This window comes from Arthrobacter sp. P1_B11, from assembly GCF_056406715.1.
The window spans coordinates 1-20,806 of record NZ_JBFTZQ010000005.1 but is presented as its reverse complement, the minus strand read 5'-3'; the positions used below and the strand labels follow the sequence as shown (position 1 = coordinate 20,806).

Below are 20,806 nucleotides of genomic sequence, written 5' to 3'. Positions count from 1 at the left end.
TCAGGAAATGCCCCGTATTCCCTCCAAGGCCGCGGGGCTTTTCCTGCGTCCGCCCCCAGTGGGGTTCGCCAGCGGCTACCCCGGACAGGGGCACCTTGCAGAAGCATTGGGCGACGGCCGCAGCGAGGGGCCCCGTTTGGGCCCCCGTCCCCGTCACCTTGGTACAAGGTGTGGGGCATCCGTCTGAAGCTGTGAGAACAACCAGCTACAGTCCGCCGGTGGCACCCGGCGTCGCTCCCCGGATCAGTCCTCGTTCCGGAGGACGGCGCGGAGCCGGGCGGAGCGGGAACCGATCCCGTTCGTCTGGCCGGTCATTCCGATGAGGTTGCTGTTGTTCGAGCAGTCGTCATACACCGGGTCCGGGTCGTTGATAACGGTGCCCACGCCGTTGGCGTCGGGCACGCGCACGGCACTGTCACTGGCCGTCGGCGTCAGGGGCTGTCCCGCGGCCGTGAACTCCTCGGCACCGTGGGTCTGGCCGGAGACCAGGTTCAGCCAGCGAACACGATTCGCTGAACCTGATTGTGGTCGAAATCGAAACTGACAGACGCGCGGGGTTCGGCCACGTACGGGCTCCTTAGTGGAGAAAATTTTGCGGAAGGGAAGCGGGCGGCTGAATCTGCAGCCTTTGTCATCATTTCTGTGTCCCCATCACTCGCAGAAGCCTACCTGTTGGTTGCGTCTACTGGCTGGACGATGCCGCGGCCGGGACGGAACCCTGTATGCCCCAAAGGCCGCCGTGGTTTGACGAAAAACAGCGAATTCAGGCTGGCTCCGGTCTCACGAGTGCGCCTGCGTCGTCAAGGTGAGGATTTCGGCTCCGTCGTTGGTGATAGCGATCGTGTGCTCACTGTGTGCTGTCCGGCAGCCAGTCGCACTTCGGAGCGTCCACCCGTCGGCGTCCTTAATGAGTTCAGCGGTGTCCGCCATGACCCACGGCTCCAGTGCCAGCAGCAGCCCGGGACGCAGTTCGTATCCGCGGCCGGGCCGTCCGGCGTTCGCAATGTGCGGGTCCTGATGCATCGTCGATCCGATGCCATGACCCCCGAACTCGGTGTTTATCGGGTACCCCGCCTCGCTGAGGACGGAGCCGATGGCATAGGAGATGTCGCCGATGCGAGCCCCCGGTACGGCAGCAGCTATCCCTGCGCTCAACGCGCGCTCGGTCGCGCTGATGATCGCGACGCTCGCCGGGGGCTGGGAGTCGCCCACGATGAAACTGATGGCAGAGTCTGCAGCGACTCCGCTCTTGGAGACGGCAAGGTCGAGCGTCAACAGGTCGCCGTCGGCAAGCGAGTAGTTGTGTGGCAGTCCGTGGAGCACGGCGTCGTTGACGCCCGTGCAGATGTAGTGTCCGAACGGTCCGCGACCGAAGGATGGCGCGTAGTCGACGTAACAGGACAACGCACCCGCCTCGGCGATCATGGCCTTGGCCCACCGGTCGATGTCCAGCAGGTTCGTGCCGACCGTGGCCCGGCTCTTCAGCGTCTGCAGGATGTCAGCGACCAGGGCGCCTGTCTCTTTTGCTCGGGCCACTTCGGTGGGGTTCAGGATCTCAATCATCCAATAACTATACCGGTCATATTATCCCGGTATAATCGGAGCCATGGTCAGATTGCCGCTCACATTCGACGAGGTCGAGCGCGGACAGCGCCTCGGTGCCCTGTTGCGCCGCGCCAGGGGCCAGCGCTCGATGCTCGACATCGCGCTCAATGCGCGTGTCTCACCGGAGACCCTCCGGAAGATCGAGACGGGCCGCGTAGCGACCCCTGCCTTCCCGACCATCGCTGCGATCGCCGATGTCCTCGGGCTCTCCCTCGATGTGGTGTGGACCGAGATCAATCAGCCCGAACGTGGCATTGAACCGACCATCGCTGATCACAAGACACGTGAGCGGTTAGCCTCGTAAGTCTTCCCGCAACTGCGGTGGAGGCTTCGAGCAGAGAGAAGGCATGGGCGCGGGCTCTCACCCATGCCCCCGGTCAGTACAACTACCACGGCCGCTCCGCACCACGTTGACACAATCAAACAGCCCGGGGTTGACGAAAAACATAGGGGCGACCCTAGCCGATGGTGGCGGTGACCGGTGCGTGGTCCGGGACGGTGGCGTCCCGGCGGCTGGACGGAGTGTTCCCGATCGTGGTGATGTCCTGGACGTACGCGTCAGCGCCTGCGAGGTTCTGGACCAGGGTGTGGCTGAGCAGGATGTGGTCGATGAGCTCCCGGTCGCCTCCGTGTAGGCGTGAGAACCGGTGCCCGTCAGGGATCCGCGGCGCGATGTTCCAGAGCCGGGCCGCGTCACCGGCATCGGGCCGGTCGAAGCCGGGTGTGCCCAGCTGGGATCCGTCCGGGCCGTAGAGGATCTGAGTGGTGGCCGCCAACTGCGTGTCGTTCATGTCGCCCAGGACGACGAGGTCTTGCACGCCGCCTTTCAGGATTCCGTTGGCGTAAATCCGCAGCGTCGCGGCTTCCATGGTCCGCCGGTACAGGGCATAGGCGCCGTACCGGGCCCGTTCGTCCTCGTTCCGGGGGCTGAACCGGCCGCCGGGGTAGGTGAGCAGCTTCGACTTCAGGTGCGCAGCGACCAGGTCCAGGTCGCGGCCGCCGGCCGTGGTCCTCACGTGTAGGGCTCCGCGTCCCATTGACCCGTCGGTTTCCGTGGGGGCATCACCGACCTGTACCGGCAGCAACGGGGCCGGCAGCGCGGTCACCTCCTCCACCGTGATGAGCGGAGTTTGGCTCAGGAACCCGACCCGGATCCCCCGGTGGTCCGGATGAGTCGACAAGGCAGTCTGCCACGTTCCCGGGAGCCGGCTGGCCAGATCCGCCAGGGCAGTGGGGTCCCCGACCTCCTGGACGGCGACCACGTCCGGGGCCAGGGCGCTGATCCGGTCAGCGAGGTAGGCGAGCTTCTTCTCGTAGACGTCCTGGGTGCGGGGGCCGTACTCGCCGCCGGGGCGGAAGAAGTTCTCCAGGTTCCAGGTCGTGATTACCGGCATCTCAGGGCTCCTTCAAGGGACGTCACTGACGAAACCACGCTACCGCCGCAGAATGAACGGGAAGTGTCTCAGTGGCGTCGGGACACCCGAAGCCGATCGTCAAGGCTTTTCCTCGCTACGGCCCTGGTGCGGGGACGGGCCACGGTCCTTCAACAGTTCACTCAGCTGCTCCACCTGGGCGGTGAGCTTCCGCAGCTCCTCGTGGACCGGCGCCTCGGCGGCGTCGAGCTCGGCCTGGGTTTCCTCGGCGACGGACTGCACCATCCAGGAGGCAACGGATGCGGTGACCACGCCCAGGACAGCGACGCCGCCGACCATCAGCCCGGCAGCCACGCAGCGGCCGAGGAAGGTCACCGGGTAGTGGTCGCCGTACCCGACCGTGGTGATCGTTGTCATCGCCCACCAGATAGCGTCTCCGAACGTGGTCAGGTTCGAGCCCGGCGCGTTTTCTTCGGCGTCCAGCACTCCCAGGGCGCCGGCGTAAATCAGGAGCGTGGCCGCCCCAAGGACATAGGTCAGGACCCTGCCCCGCAGCGCGTTCCCACCGACCCGGTGCATGACCCGAAGGAGGGTGACCAGCCGCAGCAGCCGCAAGGGGCGGAGCGCCGGCAGCGCCACGATGGCCAGCTCGTGCAGGTTACGGATGAACCAGCGTCCGCGCTCCCGCGCCAGAACAAGATTCATTACGTAGTCCAGAACGAACGCCGCCCAGGTGCCCCAGATCAGGACCTCAACGACCAGCAGGTCCGTGTTGGCGATGACCTGGACTGAGTAGGCTGCCAAAAATACGAGTGCCGCGACGGTCAGGGGCCATTCGGAGCGCCTCCGCCATGCTTCCTGTGTCATTGCTGAATTCTAGGGGAGGGCCTGTCGGGTCCAGGGATGCTCCCGACTGGTGGGCGGGGTCAGGGCCAGATCGCAGGGGGCCACAGCGGTCAACATACAAATTCCCCGGTCACGGCGAATGCCAGAACTGGGAGTTAACCTTCGGTTGGCCTGAAGGTGGGGTGTAGGTGGCCAGCTGTTGGCACAGGGCGGACACGGTGTCACGTGCACCTGCACACCACCAGAGTGGAGAACACCACATGCACACCCCTACGAAGCTCGGCGCTGCCGTACTCAGCGCGGCCCTGCTGCTCGCCATCCCCTCCCAGGCCATGGCTGCTGATACCAACCCGAAGGGCGGAGACAACCACTTCGACCTCCAGGCCCACCGCGGCGGCATCGGACTCACGGCCGAGTCAACACTGGCGTCCTTTGCAAAAGGGATCGAGACCGGCGTCTCGACCCTCGAGCTCGACCTCCAGATCACCAAAGACGGCCGGGAAGTCATCACCCACGACCGCAGGATCAGCGACAAGAAGTGCACCGACACCGGACCCGTCACGCCCGGAGACGCGCAGTACCCGTACGTCGGCAAGTACATCAAGGACCTCACCTTCGCGCAGGTCCGCAGCCTTGACTGCGGCAGCCTCACGCAGCCCGAGTTCCCAGGCCAGCAGGCCTCTCCCGGCGCAACGATGCCCACCCTGGCCGAGGTCTTCGCCCTCGCGGACGCCCACCACGCCAGCCAGGTGAAATTCAACATTGAAACGAAAGTGGAGGCCGGCGCGCCGGAGCAGACAGCTCCCCGTGAAGAATTCGTAAAGGTGGCATTGCGCGAAATCAGGGCCGCCAACATGCAGCACCGCGTGTCCATCGAAAGCTTTGACTGGGGTGCGCTGCGCCTGGTCCAGCAGCAGGCACCGCAGATCCCCACCGTGGCCCTGACCAACAAGGACTTCCTGCAGGCCGGCCAGCCCGGAAAGTCCCCATGGCTGGGCGGCATCGACTCCGACGACTTCGGTGGAGACCTGGTCGCCTCCGCCGCTTCCGTGGGCTTCGACGCCATCTCCCCCGTGCACGGCACGCCGCAGAACGGCACCGTCGAGGACGCCAACTACGTCCCCTACGTCACCAAAGACATGGTCACCCGCGCACACGCCGCCGGCATGCGCGTCATCCCCTGGACCGTGGACGACAAGCCGACCATGCGCGCCATGATCGCCACCGGCGTCGACGGAATGATCACCGACTACCCGAACCGCCTCCGCGAGGTCATGGCCGAGTCCGGCATGAAGCTGCCGCACAGCTAACGGTGCCCATTCGGAGCATGAACCGGGCTACTGCCCCGTCCCTGTCCGGAGGAGGTCTGGAGGCGGCCAATGCCCAATCCGCGCATCGGCCGCCTCCGCGCTTAGCCCGAGGAGGTCACCGGACCGGCCCTGCAGCAATGCCTGTCACCGGACAGCATCCGGCAGACAACGCGGATCCAAACCCTCTCCAAGGCGTCCGGCAGCTCCTCCGGGAATACGAAAGCGACATTCAGGCGCGTCTGTATCAAGGCCAAGTCATCGATGAGGTCACGCACTGCGATGTTCGGTTCGTCGGCTTCGGCGAGTTCAACCAGCAGCCAGCGGGCGCTTCGTAGCTTCCCCAATTGACGTGTTCCGTCTAGCGGGTCGACCCCGCCCGCTTCAGTTCTCCACTTCGCAGGCGCCACAAGTTCCCGGCCATGCTACCCCAGCCTGGCGCGGGCCTTGTGACGCCGGGTCCGGTGCTACTGGGGGAGGGCACCGGCCCCGACTGTTCTGGGTTCTTGGTCACCTTCAACTCCAGAACACTCAGAGTCTCCCCTGCGTCTTGGGATAAGCGCGGCCTCTAACGCTGGTGATGGCCTGGGCGTTGCCCAGATTTGGGGGTACATCGCCAAGGTTTACGCAGGGACCGTGCCGACTAGCCTCCCCGCACTCCTGGTCCGGACGGCCCCACACCCGTTAGCGTAGGAACCTGGCCTCGCCATCCAGGCCTCGGACAAAGTGGTCTAACCTGCGGAGGTCAGCGTCGGCGGTTCCTCGCAGTCCCCGTTCTGGGCCCACGTCCCCGTCGCCTCGGTACAAGGTGTGAGGCAGCAAAGCCAAGGTGGCTTCGAAGTGCGGCAGGAGTTCCTCCAGTTCACTTCCGGGGCCGGGCTGGCGCACGTGCCTACCAGACAGCAAAGGAGGAGAGCCCGTTGGGCTCCCCTCCTTTGCCTTACCGGGTGTTGACAGCCTGCTACCTGCGGTTTGGCGTGCGGGTGATGGAGGCGACTGCGCCGGTCTGTTCGTTCAGCAGCACCTTGTCGTTGCGCTGGTGGTGGAAGTTGAACATGGCGGTCATCGACCCGGCCGTCGCATCAGCGGAGGCGTCGCCGATCTGACCCGTGCTCCAGTTGTCCTCGATGAAGCGGAGGATGGAGGCCTGATCCGTTTCGGTGTGGTCGACGAAGTTTTTCTTCGCGTAGGGGGAGATGACCACGAGCGGTTGGCGCGGGCCGGGGCCGCAGCGGTCGGCGTAGCCGCCGGACATGGGAACGCCCTTGTTATAGGCATTAAGGCACCAGGCGGCGTCGTCGGGACTGTTGGAGGAGTTCTTCACCTTGGCCGCGACGTGGTCGTACCAGCCGTCGGAGTCGTCGTAGGCAAGCACGACGGCGGTGCTGTCCCAGTTCTTCGACTTCTGGACGGCGTTGACCTGCTTGGTGATGAAGTTCTGCTCATCGACCGGATCAGAGTAGGAGGCGTGGCCGTCCTGGTAGTTCGGCGCTTTGAGGAAGGACACTGCGGGCATGTTGTCGCTGTTGACGACCTTGTCGAAGTCGCTCACGTCGTACTGGTGGTTAGCCTGGCCGTTGTGGCCGATTTCCGCGTCGCTGGCCGGGGCCAGGTGGTGGGGGTTGGCCGTGGAGGCGTAGTACTGGAACGGCTGGTGGTGCGGGTTGTAGTCAGTGCTGGAGACGCCGGCGACGTTTGTGTGCGTGGCCCCGCAGGATGCCGGGCTCGTGCCTGAGGCTGCGGCCGTGGGCGTGAATCCGCCCTGGAACCAGCCCCAGCTCACTCCCTTGGCGGTGAGCAGGTCACCGATGTTCTTGCCGGTCATTCCGATGAGGTTGCTGCTTTTCGCGTGGCTGTTGTTCGAGCAGTCGTCATAGACCGGGTCCGGGTCGTTGATGACGGTGCCCACGCCGTTGGCGTCGGGGACGCGCACGGCACTGTCACTGGCCGTCGGCGTCAGGGGCTGTCCCGCGGCCGTGAACTCCTTGGCACCGTGGGTCTGGCCGGAGACCAGGTTCAGCGCGCCGGGCGTGGAGGGGCCGAAGACGGTGCTGAAGTGGTTGTCGCTCATGGAGTAGTTCTGCGCGTAGTTCCAGATCCCGGTGACCGTGTTGCCGTCGTAGTAGTCCATGGTGAGGCCGGCACGGCCGTACTGGTTGGCGCCGCACGCGTCGCGGCTGGTGAACTCCACGAACTTGTCCATCAGGCCGCCGTTGTACGCCTTTTGTTCGGCGGTGTAGGTGTGGTCCTGGTCGCAGGTGACCGCCTGGGCGGGGCTGAGCCGGGCGGGCTGGACGGCATTGGGGTTGTTTGGGGCGAGCAGGCCGTCATGGGCGAGGGTCGCGATGTTCTTCGGGGTGTCGGCCGCCGGAGTGAACCGGGCCGCGGCAGCGGCGGTGCCCTGCTGAGCTTCCCCCGCGGTGTTCGCCGCCTTGGGGTAGGTGGCGAAGTAATGATCGAAGGAGACGTTTTCTCCAAAGATCACCACGACGTGCTTGATCGGCGTCGCGGTGCCGGACGGGGGTGTTCCTTTGGCGGAGGCCGGGCTGGCACCGAGGCCCAGCAGGCCGCTGGCCAGGGCGCAGGCCGCGAGGGCCGCGGCGCCGGTGGCAAGAGCTGTTCGCTTCTTGGGGAACCGCTTTGCTGGATGAGTCATGAGACCTACTACTCGTTCCTTATCGGGAGCCGGCTCTGCTTGCCGGCCTTTAGGCAGGGGCACCGGGTCCATCCGCGCCGGGTCTCCTACCGATGGGTTGGGGACAGCGAGGCCCGTGGACCAGGGGTATTGCGGCGCTGTTGGGTTCGCTCGCAGGGGCGACACTAAGTTGCCTAGGTAAACCAACTGTGAACGGCAATCAACGAAGGGAAGTCTGCTTACCGTCTTCCCACAGCGACAGGCAGGCCATCACGTGGCAAGTCCATACTGAAGACGCAAAGATGAATGAAGGCTCGGCGACTCCATACCGGACCCTCGGATGTGAAAGTCCGGGCGTAAACCCTGCAGATAGGGCCTAATCCCTGCCGCTGCTGCGATGCGACGTTTCTTTGCGGGCTTCGCGGTGCTTGCGCCCGTCTCCTCGAGAGTTTCTCGACACGGGCAGAGCTCGTGACCGGCGGCCACGTCTCTGTCCAGATCAGCAAACGTGCAAAAGCCCGTGTCGACGCGTTCTCGGTAGGCAGTAGTTGCCGGGGCGAACCTTTAACGTCACCAAAGTCGGCGATGGAATTAAGCTGAGCAGCAAAGGGAATTAAGCTGAGATCCATACGTTCATCCGCATGACAAGTAAGTCAAGAACAAACAAAAAATCCCCCAACGAGCAACCCCCCGGTCACTTCGGCCTGCGTCGGCTGTCGGCAGCCGTACTCGCTCGCAAACCGCTCTCGATCGTGGCCGCAAGCTGCATGCTTGCCCTGGTGGGCGGCGGCCTCGCCGCCGCGTCGACCATCCCATTCGGCCAGCAGCAGGTCGGAGCCCAGGACGAGAACGGGGAGCAGATCTCCTCGAACCAGGTGATCAAGCCCATCGGCGACCGTCTGATGACGCCGTTCGGCAAGATCATGGGCTCGACCGTGAGCCCCGATGGCCGCTATCTGGTCGGGACCAGCGCCGACCGGTCGGTCGCCCTGCAGGTATTTGACCTCAAGACCTACAAGCCGGTCGCTGCCGCGGGCACCCTCGCGGCCGCCTCGTTCGCGACGGCGGCGAGCAACGCGGGCTACCCGGACACGGCCTACCAGAAACTCACCGACGGTTCGGTGGGCCAGGAAGGACCGGTCTTCTCCCCCGACGGCAAGTTCCTCTACGCCCCGGTCGCCACGGGCCTCGTCCGCTACCCCTTCAACGCCGACGGTTCGCTCGGCACCGGCACGAAGATCGGCGTCCCGACCGCTGACGGCAAGAAGGCGCTGACCGCCGGCATGGCGTTCTCCCCGGACGGCTCGACTCTGTACGCGGCCGTCAACGGCCAGAACACCGTCGTGGCGATCGACCCGGCCGCGGGAACGCTCAAGCAAACCTTCAACACCGGCATCGCCCCCCGCCAGCTGAAGTTCGCCGGCACCAGGCTGTACGTTTCCAACGAGGGAGGCCGCCAGGCTGCCGCGGGCGAGGCGACGATGGGCTCCTACGGCACGCAGGTTCCCGCGGACACGTACCTGGGTACCTCCACGACCGGCACGCTCAGCGTCATCGACACGGCGAACACCTCCGCTCCGGTTTCCTCGATCGACGTCCAGCTGCACCCGACCGCGATGCACCTGGACGGCTCCACCCTGTACGTGGCGAACACCAACAGCGACACCGTCTCGGTCGTGGACACCGCGAGCAACAAGGTCCTGCAGACCATCGCGACCCAGCCGTGGGCCTCCTCGCAGGTGGGCTATGAGCCAACCGCCATCACGATGCAGGGGGACCACCTGCTGGTCTCCCTGGGCCGTGCGAACGCGATTGCGGTCTACAAGGTCAACAAGAAGGACCCGAAGGACCCCGCCAGTTACATCGGCCTGCTGCCGACCGACTACTTCCCGCAGAACGTCACCGCCGTGAACGGCCAGATCGTGGTCACCAACACCCGCGGCATCGACGCGCGCGGCCCGGAGCTGAGCTTCAACAAGGGCCCCGGCACCACGGTCGCGACCGGTCACGGCACACACTCCACCACCGCCTCGCTCACCAAATTCACCCTGCCGAACGATGAACAGATCCAGCACCACACCGAGACCGTATTCAAGCAAAACGGCTGGGACAGCAGCTCCGTGAAGGAATCGACGGCCGCAGCCGCCGCCAAGATCCCGGCCGTGGCCGTGCCCAAGCGGATCGGAGACCCGTCGACGATCAAGCACGTGTTCCTGATCGTCAAAGAGAACCGCACCTACGACCAGATCTACGGCGACATGAAGCAGGGCAACGGCGACGCCTCCCTCGCTCAGTTCGGCGCGACAGTCACCCCGAACCAGCACGCACTGGCCAACCAGTTCGGCCTGTACGACAACACCTACGACATCGGCACGAACTCGGCCGAGGGCCACAACTGGATGATGCAGGGCGACAACCCGGCCTACAGCGAGACCAGCGCAGGTGAGTACACCCGCTCCTACGACACCGAAGAGGACGTCCTGGGCCACCAGCGCTCCGGCTTCCTCTGGACGGCAATCGAGTCCGCGGGCAAGACCGCAAGGAACTACGGGGAGTTCGAGTACGGCGAGGGCAAGCCGGCCGGCGCGACCTGGCAGCAGTACTACTGCGCGGCAACGAGCACGATGGCCGGCGGCGACCCGTCCCAGCTCTTCACCCCCTCGCTCCAGATGCACGCCAGCTCGGACATCCCCTCGCTCAACGCGATCACAGACCCGAACGCGGCGCCGTTCGACACCTCGGTGCCGGACATCTACCGCTACGAGACCTGGAAGCAGGACTTCAAGAAGAACGGTCCGAAGAACTTCCAGATGACATGGCTGTCCAGCGACCACACCGGTGGCACCGCCGGCCCGCGGGCCCAGGTCGCGGACAACGACCTCGCCGTAGGCAAGATCGTCGACGAGATCTCGCACTCGAAGTACTGGAAGGACTCCGCGATCTTCATCGCTGAGGACGACAGCCAGGACGGCGCCGACCACGTCGACGGCCACCGCGCCCCGGTCCAGGTCATCAGCCCCTACGCGGTACACGGCAAGACCGTCAGCACGTTCTACTCACAGATCAACATGGTGCGGACCATCCAGCAGATCCTCGGTGCCCAGCCGCTGAACCAGAAGGTCGCCGCCGCCACCCCGATGTTCGCCGCCTTCACCAACAAAGCCGACCCGACACCGTACAAGGCGGTCCCGAACCAGGTCCCGCTGACCGAAGGCGTCAAAACCGCCCCAGCCTGCGGCACCGACACGCTCGGCAAAACCGGTGCAGCCGCCACCGCGGTGAACACCAGTGCAGCCAAAGCAGCGTCCGTCCCGGCCCCGATGCAGGACATCGCCGAACAGTGGGACACCTGGTCCAAGCAGCAGCACCTGACCGGGGAAGGCGCGAAGGAAGACTCCGCGAACCCGTACCTGTTCAACCGCTGGACCTGGTACCAGGCCCACAACTGGCAGAGCCCGTACCCGGGCGACGCCAAGATCTATGGCCCGAACAACGTGCCGGGCATCCCCGCCGGCTCGACCGGCCACGAGGACGGCTAATCCACCACTGACCGGCTGACGACCGCCGATCACCCATCGCCGGCATCCACACCAAAGCTGAAGGCCACCTCTGCGGAGGTGGCCTTCAGCTTTGGGACTCAGGAAAGATCCGAAGACTGGGGGGCAGGTCCGCTCGTGCATGCCCTGTCGCCGGGGGCGTTGGAAGGTGAAACGGCGCGTGAACGGTTCGCCAAGTCTCGCTGAACAGCGCCGTTTGAGTGCCGTCGGGAGGGGCGGACCGCGATAACTTCCCAGCATGACTCTCCCCAAACAAAACGTCAGCAGGGCTGCAATCGCTGCCCTGGCCCTGGGACTCCCGGCAGCCTTCCTCACCCCCGTAGGCCCCGTCAATGCAGCCCCGACAGTATCCTCACGCCCAGCTACCGCCCCGATCAGTGCAGCCAAACTGGATCTCGGCGCCTCGGATCTGCCCGAGAAGCGCGCTGACACCACGCTGGCCCCCGGACTGACCAGGACCTCCATCACACGCGGGGCCCCTGACGCTTCCCTTTTCTGGACGGCAGAGGTCGCCATCCCCGCGAACTCCCCCGACCCGGACGCCCCTGCATCAGCACTTTCCGACCAGGTTCACGCCCAGGCAGTCGCAGCAAAGCTTCAGGCAGCAGGCATTCAGGCCCGCGTCGAACATGTGCAGTCCCCTCAGCTCGCAGATGCGGGCGGCGACCTCGGATACCGGGTGCGAGCCGGGCAGTTCCCATCCAAAGCTGACGGCACAGCCACGGTGGCACAGATCAAGGCCGCCGGCTACGCATCCTCGGTGCTGTACACCGGCTGGGACGGCGACGCCGAAACCAGCGGACAAACCCGCGGCCCGTGGAAGCTCGAAGTCCTCACTATCGACCCCAAGAAGTTCCGGGGCGAACTCAGCTCGAGCTTCGGACCCAACCTCCAGGACCGGGAAACAACCAGCGCTCTGGCCGCCGCGGACGGCGCACTGGCAGCCACGAATGGCGGTTACTTCGTGCTGGATCCCAAAGCCGGCGCCCCGGGCGACCCGGCCGGGACCGCCGTCGCCAACGGGAAAATCCTCAGCGAGCCTGTCGGCGACCGGCCTTCGCTCGTGATTGACGGCACCACGAACCGTTCCTCAGTGCAGCGGCTGCACTGGGACGGCACCGTCACGGCGCCTGGCAAGGCCAAGTTGGCGGTGGACGGCCTGAACCGTGTGCCGGGGCTGATCCGCAACTGCGGCGGGACCGACGACGCCCCAACCTCGCTCCCCGTGCACGATGCGACGTGCACTGATCCGGACGAAATCGTCGGCTTCACGCCCGAGTTCGCGGCCTCCACGCCTTCAGGGCCGGGGTTGGAAGTTGTCCTCGATGAACGGGGCACCGTCACCGCCGTCAACACTTCCCGCGGTATGGCAGTTCCCGCGCACGGGCGGACACTCCAGGCTATTGGGGCAGACGTGCAACGCCTGAAGAGCGTGGCCAAGGTCGGCACGCGGATCGAGCTCGACACCGATCTGATCAACGAACAGGGCAAGCCGCTGAAGGCCGGTTCCTCGACCGACGTCGTCAATGGTGGCCCGGTGCTAGTGTCCGGCGGCCAGGAAAAGATCACCGCAAAGCGAGACGGCATGGTCCACGCCGGCGACAGCAACAGCTTCTATTACGGCTGGGTCCACAAACGCAACCCCCGCACGATCGCCGGTGTCGATGCCCAGGGGCGCACGCTGATCGTCACCGCCGATGGACGGCAGACGACGGCACTCGGGCTGAGCATCAAGGAATCGGCCGATGTTGCCCGTTCCTTGGGAATGGTCGATGCCATCAACATGGACGGCGGCGGATCGACCACCATGGTCGTCGGCGGGAAGGTCGTGAACTCGCCCTCCGACGCGGCCGGTGAGCGACCCGTGGGTGATGCCCTTCTCGTACTCCCCCGCCGCAAGGACTGACGGCAGGGAAGACCGGAGTAGGTGCCGGCGGCGGTGCGCTAGGGCTAGACATTGCGCACCGCGGCCGGCTGCGTCCGGGCCATACCTAGGCCGGAGGGCCATGTACCCATTGAGGTAGCCGCCATCCCGGATCGATGCCATCAGCATCCACTCATCGCCTATCTCCTGGACCACGCCGTGCCGTTCCGTGCCCTTCTTGAAGGAACGGGCAATACTGACCGGCTGCAGCTGAGCCATTGACTGCTCAAGCCTGGACAGAATTTTCTTCCGTGACTGCCTCTTATGCCCCATCGGCACATCCTCACACGCCCAACGCAGTCCACCAAGGCAAGGTACTGGCGTCCGCCGCGGCGTCTACGATGCAGGAATGACAGAAGAAGAACCGTGGCAGCGCTACGACCGGGACAAGCTGCCCACGGGGTAGGCCTACCCGCTGGGCCGGATTCAGGTCAGTGCCGCCCTGGTCGCCGCGGGCGTGAGCCTGGGCAGCCTTTCCTTCAGCCGGAACGATCGGGTTAGATCAGGAGATCCTTACGTTCTGCACGCCTACTGGGCCCTCGGATTCACGGGCAAAGTACTTCGGTGCCCGAGACCCTGACAACAGCCCGGGCCACCTAAGTTAGAAAACGGCCACGCTACCGTAGAACCTCACAACCGCGCCCCCTGCACGAGTACCCCTGAAGAAGATGTGAGGCGCAGAGCTATCTGGAAGAACTTCCAAGAGCAAATCTGCGGAATGCCGCCCGACACTTTGCCAGCGAACTGAATCATAATGATCCATGTAATTGGAAGTTTGTGGCGCCGCTTCCACGTGTTTGCCGGCCGGGCGCGTGCTCCAACTTTCTAGGCTGTTTTCCGCGCCGTAGGTCAAGCACGGAGCAGTTCCGGCTCCACAGGTCCCATTGCCGTAAAGGGCAGTAGCTGGCGCCATTCCGAGCTTCTGACCCTCAGGATGGGGCGCCTGGCATCGGCGTGGGTGCCCTCGTTGTTTCAAACCTGTCGCCGCAGAGCGTCCAGTCGACTAACGTGTTGGGCCTGGCGCGGTAGCGCTTATCTCGGATCTCCTGCAGCCTTGCCGCTCGCGCCTTCTTGGGCGCCTGCCCTACCTTGATCTCGTCCCGGACGTCCGCTCGGATGGCGCGGCCCAGCCGCCGCCTCTGCCGCTTGTTGTCCATACAGACTGACTCCAGGCTGGGGGCGGATCTTCATGTTTACTACTGGAGCGGTTTCTGCCGATAACCCGAGACTATGAGCATGATGTAAGCAGCAGGTGCCTTCACCAGTTCGAAGAGGAGCGGCCTGGCGGCACCGCGGGCGGACACCGCTGCTCACGGGCCCCGAAGCGCAATCCGAAACGGTCGGCCCGCATGCAACTTGCATCTCTACAATGAGTCGAGCTTTTATGTCTGCAACCGTGCTGCGACGCGCCGTTGGATGTGGTTGAGTTAGGAACATGACCTCACGGATCGAGGACTACGGTTTTTTATCAGACCTTCGCACCGGCGCCTTGATCTCACGCGAAGGCAGTATCGACTGGCTCTGTCTGCCACGGTTCGACTCTGAATCGGTTTTCGGAGCCTTGGTTGGGACCAACGATCATGGTCGTTGGCTACTCGCACCAGCTCATGAGGACGGGCTAATCTCCCGTATTGCCGAAGTAGACCGCCGGTACAGGCCCTCCACTTTCATATTGGAGACGCGTTGGAGGACCGGAAGCGGGGAAGTCCTAGTCACTGAATTCATGCCGATCGGTGGAAGAGGCAATTCTTTGATCCGCAGGATACAAGGGGTCACTGGGCAGGTCCTGATGCGCCAAGAATTGGAGCTGCGGTTCGGCTACGGAAAAATCGTGCCCTGGGTCCGTCGGATTCACGACGACGACGGAGAGGCGTTGCTAGCGGTCGCCGGCCCGCAGGCTGTGATGCTACGAGCGGATGGTCTCCCCCAGGCCGGGCCTGATTATTCGCACGTAGGTGAGTTCAAGGTGGAAGCCGGCCAGACTTTCGACCTGCAACTTCATTCATTTTCATCCCATAGTATGCCGCCGCCGGCACTCGACGTCGGCCGGGCGCTGAAAGCCACCAGCAGGTACTGGACAAGCTGGTCGAGCAATTACCTTCCCCAAGGGAACTATGACACGGAAGTAGAACGCTCACTGCTCGTCTTGCGCGCACTAACTCACGAGAAGACCGGCGGAATTGTGGCCGCACCCACCACCTCGCTGCCGGAACAGTTCGGTGGCGAACGTAACTGGGATTATCGCTATTGTTGGCTCCGGGACGCCGCCCTAACGTTGGAAGCCATGATGACCCATGGCTTCCAACAGGAGGCTCTGTACTGGAGGAACTGGCTTCTTCGGGCTATCGCCGGCGATCCCCATGATCTGCAAATCATGTATGGAATAGCCGGTGAGCGCGAACTGCACGAGCGCGTCCTGAGTCACTTGCCGGGCTATAACGGCTCCGCCCCTGTGCGGGTTGGTAACGGTGCTGTCGACCAATACCAAGGTGACGTTGTGGGTGAAGTCATGGTTGCGCTGGCAAAGCTCCGCAACCAAGGCGTGCATGAAGACCACTTCTCCTGGCCTCTCCAACGAAACATCCTTCTCTTCGTAGAGAACAACATCGAACGCAAGGACCACGGTATCTGGGAGATGCGGGGCGAGAAACGGGACTTCACTCATTCCCGTGTGATGATGTGGGCCGCAATGGAGTGCGGAGTGCGAGCTGTCCAGGAATACGGTCTTGACGGTCCGGTCGGGCGATGGGCGGAGATCAGGGACGGGCTCCGCACCGAAATCTTGGAGCAAGGTTTCAACAGTACAATTAACTCGTTTACCCAGACGTATGGGGGCACAGAGGTAGACGCATCCCTTCTTGTTCTGCCACAGGTGGGCTTTCTGGCTTACGACGACGAAAGAATTCTCGGGACGGTGTCCCGTCTGGAACGTGACCTGCTTGACGAGGCCGGCCTGCTGATGCGCTACCGCACGGAAGCCTGCCTGGACGGTCTCGAGCCGGGGGAACACCCCTTCATGGCGTGCTCTTTCTGGCTGGTAGAGCAGTATGCGCGGACGGGCCGGATTGCTGAAGCGAAGACGCTTATGGACAGGCTCATCGGCTACGGGAATGACTTGGGGTTATTGAGCGAGGAATACGACACAAGCAGCCACCGCATGGCAGGTAATTATCCGCAGGCGTTCTCACACCTCACCCTGATAAGGGCTGCCGATGCTCTCAACGGTGCAGCGCGCGATGCAAAAACCGCGACCGGCTAGGCACTCGGCCGGTTCGGCACCGCAGGTTGAAGGGACAAACTGCTGGCGGCGGGATCACGAGTGCCTTCTACCACGGGTGTGACACCTGCCTGGGCCCGTTCGGGAGGGGGGCGGCGACGCTAGAGACAGACATGCGTCGTCTGTCTCCGGCCAGAATGCGTGCTGGCACGGATGCTGGACCCGTACGCGCGAAGCAGTATGGACTTAAGCCAGGCGGCACAGATCAACCTACAAGTTCCGTTGCCACCCCTCAGCAGTCCTAAGGAGTACGTCAATGTTGTCCACGCCTGAATCGGTGAGCACCATCCACCGAGCACATCGCACGGGGGCAGAGGACCCCGCCCAGCTCTTGGATCGTCACTGGACCAGAACACAGCTTCAGGCTGCAGCAGAAATGGACAGGAAGGTCCAGAGGCATCCGGAGCACATGCTCGCGCGCCTGGCACTGGCCAATCAGGGGAATACGTTGAGCCTGGAACGCATCAGGGCGAGCGTAGCGCGGTCGCTGGGAGGGACATCGGGCACGCACTACATCGTTGCCGCACTGCATTTGGCCCATCTTGCGCTCGCCTTTCCACAGACGCTGTCCGCAACCCAGCGGGCGCTCCTCCTAGCCCCGCTGGAGGCAGCCGAGATGGCCAGTGCGGCAACCAACGACGCGTCAGCGGAGGCAGCGATAGCTGCCTAACCATGCCGCACATCGGGCAGGAACCGCGGCCCCGGCCGGCTATCCAGAAATCCGGCCCGATCCGACTCCTCGAAGGTACGTGAGGACGGCAAGCACACGTCTGTGGTCCTCGGGCTCGGGCCTCAACTCGAGCTTAAGGAAAATGCTCCGAATATGGGCCTCTACGGTCCGCTCACCTAAGAAGAGCGACTTCCCTATTGCCTGGTTGGTGCGCCCTTCGGCCATTAACTCAAGGACGCTCTTCTCCCGGCTCGTAAGGTCGTCGCCTCGATCGTGACCTTTATGTGGACGGGCCACCAGTCGTGTAACAAGCTCCGGATCGATGGCCGTTCCCCCCGCAGCAACGCGATGCAGGGCGTCAATGAATTCGTCAACATCTGACACCCGCTCTTTAAGCAGGTAGCCCAAGCCTTTGGCCCCATTCTTCAATAGGGACATCGCGTTTTCCGTTTCCACATACTGGGACAGTAGGAGAACGCCGATCTCGGGGTGTCTGCTTTTTATGGTTTCGGCGGCCTGGATGCCTTCAACGGTGTAACTGGGTGGCATCCGGATGTCCACCACAGCTACGTCGGCCCCACGTTTGTCAATCGCTTCCAGCAGATGCGGGCCATCGGCAGCCTCAGCTACGACTTCTAGACCTTCGGACTGCAACAGGGCGGACAATCCCCGGCGCAGTAATGCCGAGTCTTCAGCGATGGCAACACGCAGCGTCATGGCAGGTCGCCTTCCGGGTCCGTGGAGAAGGGAAGGACGACAAGTATCGTCGTCCCTCTGCCTTCAGGGCTGTCGATGGACAATAGGCCTCCCAGTGCCGCTGCTCGGTCCGCAATCCCCAGCAGCCCGCCGTCGGGTCCCGGCAGGGCACCACCAATTCCGTTGTCTACGATCTCGATTCGCAACTCCTTTTCGTTTCCGTCGATGCAGATTCGCACCCAGGCCGCCCTGGCGTGCTTCGTAGCGTTGGTGACGGCTTCTGCGCAGATGAAGTAGGCAGCCAGCTCCACGTGAGCCGGAAGCCCATTGTTCGTCCTGAGATCCAGTTCCATGGGCAGCGATGATCGCTCCGCTAACGCGGTCAGGGAGCCAGCCAGTCCCCTCTCCCGAAGCGAGGGGGGATACACGCCTCTCGCCAATTCGCGCAACTCGTCCAGTGCATCCAAAAGCTCGGCCCTTGCCTGCCCGACTAGGCTTTGTACCTCCAGCGAATCCGTCGTACGCTGGGCCCGCGCCAGCTCCATCGACACGGCGACCAGGCGTTGCTGAGCTCCGTCGTGAAGATCCCGTTCAAGCTGACGACGCCGGGAGTCGCCAGCCGTTACGATTCGCTCCCTGGAGCGACGGACCTCAATGAGTTGGTCCCGGAGCTGTTGCTCCATCTGCTGGTTTTCCAAGGCCAGCGACGTTGCGCCGCGCACGGCGGCCAACAATTGCGGCTGGTCCTGGAGGGCTTCGTCAAAAACCAGGGCCCCTACTGGTGTTCCGTGGCGTTCCAAGACCATGGAGGCGCGTCCGGTTGAACCATCCGGCAACGTCTGGGGAACTCCCTTGCTGTCAACAAAGGACGCCTGATCGGGCCACCAACGCAGCAAAGTGAGGGTGGGGTCGTGGACTGATCGCCGAAGCGCGCCGATTAGTCTGTCGCTAACCGGGGCTGAGCCGACTTCCACCATGAGATCACCCAATGTGCCACGCGCGAAACGGTAGCGCCACAGACCAAATAATACGGCCAGCGGCACAATTGAGGTCGCGGGATATTGCCAGAGCAACGCTTCTGAGGACAGAGATCCAGACAGTTGGATCACGGCGAGGGACACCCACACGGTGGCCGCTGTTTTTACGATTACGGCAAGCCATAGCGGCAGGAATGCCGAACGGTAGGCCTTTGTCCCCGCGCGCCAACGGGCGATCAGGACCGTTACGATCGCGACTCCCACCGAGATCTGCAATATGCGGATTGCGTTCCCGAGCGCGGTCATGAGGGACGGGCTGTCCCAAAGAAGCAACAGATTGCGGGACGTGGACTCCCCCGCCGTGACATGGAGGCGAGGATCGAAGAAGGCCCAGCCTGGTACGGGGGCAAACAGCCAAGAAGTGTAGAAGAACGCTACGGCAGTTTTTTCAGCTCGACTGCGCAGCGTTCCTGACGGAAAGCTGAGCGCCAACTGCAGCAAGGGAGGCTGATACATCAGCGTAAGCGTTACACCGAGCGTAAACGCCACCGGGTCGCTGGAACGGCGAATCCCGGACGCCAGCCAAAGCCAACCCGCCACAACCAACAGCAGCCCCGGATTCCGGGAAGGCCGGCTCCGCCACGCCGTCACACCAGCCAGAACGAATGCTAAGCCCACGCCCAAGAACAGTGTCAGTTCAAAAACTGTAAACGGAGTCCGGTTCGGATTCTCCCCCCACCGGAGTACCCCTTGGGCATTTAAACCTAGGGTTCGAGCAGGGTCCTGTAGGGCTGTGGGTGACCAATCGACGCAGACCAAGACTAGGATTACGAAGCCCGTCGTCACCCCGATTACAGAAGTGAGTTGTCGCGTAGTCATTTGCACTTCCGTCCCAAGCCAGCCCTTGGGTCAATTTGGCAAGGCCCTCTGCTGGCCAGAGGGCGGAAGGAGTCGCCATTCGCCGTACCAAGGCCCGGGCCACCACGCACATCCTCGTGATGAAGTGGAGCCTGCAATGCAATCTGCTCCTCAACTTGACCCACAGCATCTTTCATACTCGGAGTCGTGCCTCCGTTGTAGCACTGTGCATCGGCCAGAGCAATATGGGCGGATATTCCGCTTATACCTTCGCCCTCTGACCACGTTCTGCCCAGGGTGAATTTGCTTCCGCCTGGTTTCAATCTTGGCTTGGGGTAGTCTTTTTCCGACGGTTGCCTGGCGTGTCCGGAGGAACGGTAAGGCCGGGGCAGACCTCGATGTAGTCGATGCCCGGAGACACCCACTCACGCCACTGTTTGTGGCTGATGTTCTGGGAAAGTTTGGTACACAATGTGTCGGACGGGGTCYGGGGTGCGGGCCACAGCCTCACTGTGCTGTCGTCGCTCCCGGAGGCGACTCGGCGGCCGTCGGGGCTAAACGCCACGCTGTACACCGGGCCCTCGTGTCCGGTCATCGGTCCAACGAGGGGCTGACCCGTTTCCGCGTCCCATAGCCGCACCGTGCCGTCGTTACCCCCCGTGCTGATGCGGAGCCCGTCCGGGCTAAACGCCACGCTGTACACCCCATTCAAGTGCCCGGTCATCGGCTTACCAAGGGACTGGCCCGTTTCCGCGTCCCAACGCTCCACTGTGCCATCGGTACTGCCGGAAACGATCCGGTGCCCGTCGGGGCTGAACGCAACACTCGTCACCGCATCCYTGTGTCCGGTCAACGGCTCGCCGAAGGCCCGGCCCGTCTCCGCCTCCCAACGCCTTATCGTGCCATCGGTACTGCCGGAAACGATCCGGTGCCCGTCGGGGCTGAACGCAACACTCGTCACCGCATCCCTGTGTCCGGTCAACGGYTYGCCRARGGCCCGGCCCGTCTCCGCCTCCCAACGCCTTATCGTGCCATCGGTACTGCCGGAAACGATCCGGTGCTGCCGGAAACGATCCGGTGC

15 protein-coding genes are annotated in these 20,806 nt (G+C 63.8%); 6 read left to right on the top strand and 9 right to left on the bottom strand.

All coding sequences use genetic code 11. The features are described 5' to 3' along the window. Window positions 1-243 precede the first annotated feature (243 nt). Window positions 244-408, bottom strand: a complete 165-nt coding sequence (locus AC1D14_RS05575) for a hypothetical protein (protein WP_476881393.1) — start codon at window positions 406-408, stop codon at window positions 244-246. Window positions 409-780: 372 nt separating this feature from the next. Beyond that, entirely contained in the window at window positions 781-1,563 is a 783-nt protein-coding gene (gene map / locus AC1D14_RS05570) for a type I methionyl aminopeptidase (RefSeq protein WP_230120417.1), read from the bottom strand. A gap of 43 nt (window positions 1,564-1,606) precedes the next feature. On the opposite strand from map, the gene AC1D14_RS05565 reads away from it, so the two are divergent. After that, window positions 1,607-1,909, top strand: coding sequence for a helix-turn-helix domain-containing protein (locus AC1D14_RS05565; RefSeq protein ID WP_230120424.1), 303 nt, complete (start codon window positions 1,607-1,609; stop codon window positions 1,907-1,909). A gap of 154 nt (window positions 1,910-2,063) precedes the next feature. Here AC1D14_RS05565 and AC1D14_RS05560 read toward each other — a convergent pair whose 3' ends face one another. Both AC1D14_RS05560 and AC1D14_RS05555 read right to left on the bottom strand, forming a co-directional pair. Beyond that, complete coding sequence (locus tag AC1D14_RS05560; protein ID WP_476881394.1) at window positions 2,064-2,999, bottom strand: endonuclease/exonuclease/phosphatase family protein; 936 nt, start codon at window positions 2,997-2,999, stop codon at window positions 2,064-2,066. 99 nt (window positions 3,000-3,098) lie between these two features. Further along, a complete protein-coding gene (locus AC1D14_RS05555) occupies window positions 3,099-3,845 on the bottom strand; it encodes a potassium channel family protein (RefSeq protein WP_230120435.1) in 747 nt (248 codons plus the stop codon). Between the two features lie 239 nt (window positions 3,846-4,084). Between AC1D14_RS05555 and AC1D14_RS05550 the strand changes: the two genes are divergently transcribed. Next, window positions 4,085-5,134 carry a glycerophosphodiester phosphodiesterase gene (locus tag AC1D14_RS05550; protein ID WP_230120436.1) on the top strand — a complete coding sequence of 350 codons (1,050 nt, stop codon included), beginning with the start codon at window positions 4,085-4,087 and terminating at the stop codon, window positions 5,132-5,134. A gap of 101 nt (window positions 5,135-5,235) precedes the next feature. Here AC1D14_RS05550 and AC1D14_RS05545 read toward each other — a convergent pair whose 3' ends face one another. Together AC1D14_RS05545 and AC1D14_RS05540 are read right to left on the bottom strand one after the other, a co-directional pair. Next, window positions 5,236-5,478 (bottom strand): hypothetical protein, encoded by a 243-nt coding sequence (locus AC1D14_RS05545; RefSeq protein ID WP_230120438.1) that lies wholly within the window; start codon window positions 5,476-5,478, stop codon window positions 5,236-5,238. A 614-nt stretch (window positions 5,479-6,092) separates the two neighbouring features. Continuing rightward, on the bottom strand, window positions 6,093-7,787 hold the full coding sequence (locus tag AC1D14_RS05540; RefSeq protein WP_476968186.1) for a phospholipase C: 1,695 nt from the start codon (window positions 7,785-7,787) through the stop codon (window positions 6,093-6,095). Window positions 7,788-8,518: 731 nt separating this feature from the next. Between AC1D14_RS05540 and AC1D14_RS05535 the strand changes: the two genes are divergently transcribed. From AC1D14_RS05535 to AC1D14_RS05520, 4 genes are all read left to right on the top strand, one after another. Further along, window positions 8,519-11,305 carry an alkaline phosphatase family protein gene (locus AC1D14_RS05535; RefSeq protein ID WP_476881396.1) on the top strand — a complete coding sequence of 929 codons (2,787 nt, stop codon included), beginning with the start codon at window positions 8,519-8,521 and terminating at the stop codon, window positions 11,303-11,305. Between the two features lie 256 nt (window positions 11,306-11,561). Continuing rightward, the gene (locus tag AC1D14_RS05530) at window positions 11,562-13,229 is read left to right on the top strand and encodes a phosphodiester glycosidase family protein (RefSeq protein WP_230120444.1); all 1,668 of its coding nucleotides are present in this window, start codon (window positions 11,562-11,564) and stop codon (window positions 13,227-13,229) included. Window positions 13,230-14,682: 1,453 nt separating this feature from the next. Next, window positions 14,683-16,506 (top strand): glycoside hydrolase family 15 protein, encoded by a 1,824-nt coding sequence (locus tag AC1D14_RS05525; protein ID WP_230120446.1) that lies wholly within the window; start codon window positions 14,683-14,685, stop codon window positions 16,504-16,506. A gap of 274 nt (window positions 16,507-16,780) precedes the next feature. After that, window positions 16,781-17,194 carry a hypothetical protein gene (locus AC1D14_RS05520; RefSeq protein WP_230120454.1) on the top strand — a complete coding sequence of 138 codons (414 nt, stop codon included), beginning with the start codon at window positions 16,781-16,783 and terminating at the stop codon, window positions 17,192-17,194. Window positions 17,195-17,233: 39 nt separating this feature from the next. Here AC1D14_RS05520 and AC1D14_RS05515 read toward each other — a convergent pair whose 3' ends face one another. From AC1D14_RS05515 to AC1D14_RS05505, 3 genes are all read right to left on the bottom strand, one after another. Continuing rightward, complete coding sequence (locus tag AC1D14_RS05515) at window positions 17,234-17,911, bottom strand: response regulator transcription factor (protein ID WP_230120455.1); 678 nt, start codon at window positions 17,909-17,911, stop codon at window positions 17,234-17,236. Next, window positions 17,908-19,383 (bottom strand): sensor histidine kinase, encoded by a 1,476-nt coding sequence (locus AC1D14_RS05510; protein WP_476968185.1) that lies wholly within the window; start codon window positions 19,381-19,383, stop codon window positions 17,908-17,910. Before AC1D14_RS05510 ends, AC1D14_RS05515 begins: the two co-directional genes overlap by 4 nt. Before the next feature lie 661 nt (window positions 19,384-20,044). Next, window positions 20,045-20,707, bottom strand: a complete 663-nt coding sequence (locus AC1D14_RS05505) for a WD40 repeat domain-containing protein (RefSeq protein WP_476968199.1) — start codon at window positions 20,705-20,707, stop codon at window positions 20,045-20,047. Between the last annotated feature and the right edge of the window lie 99 nt (window positions 20,708-20,806).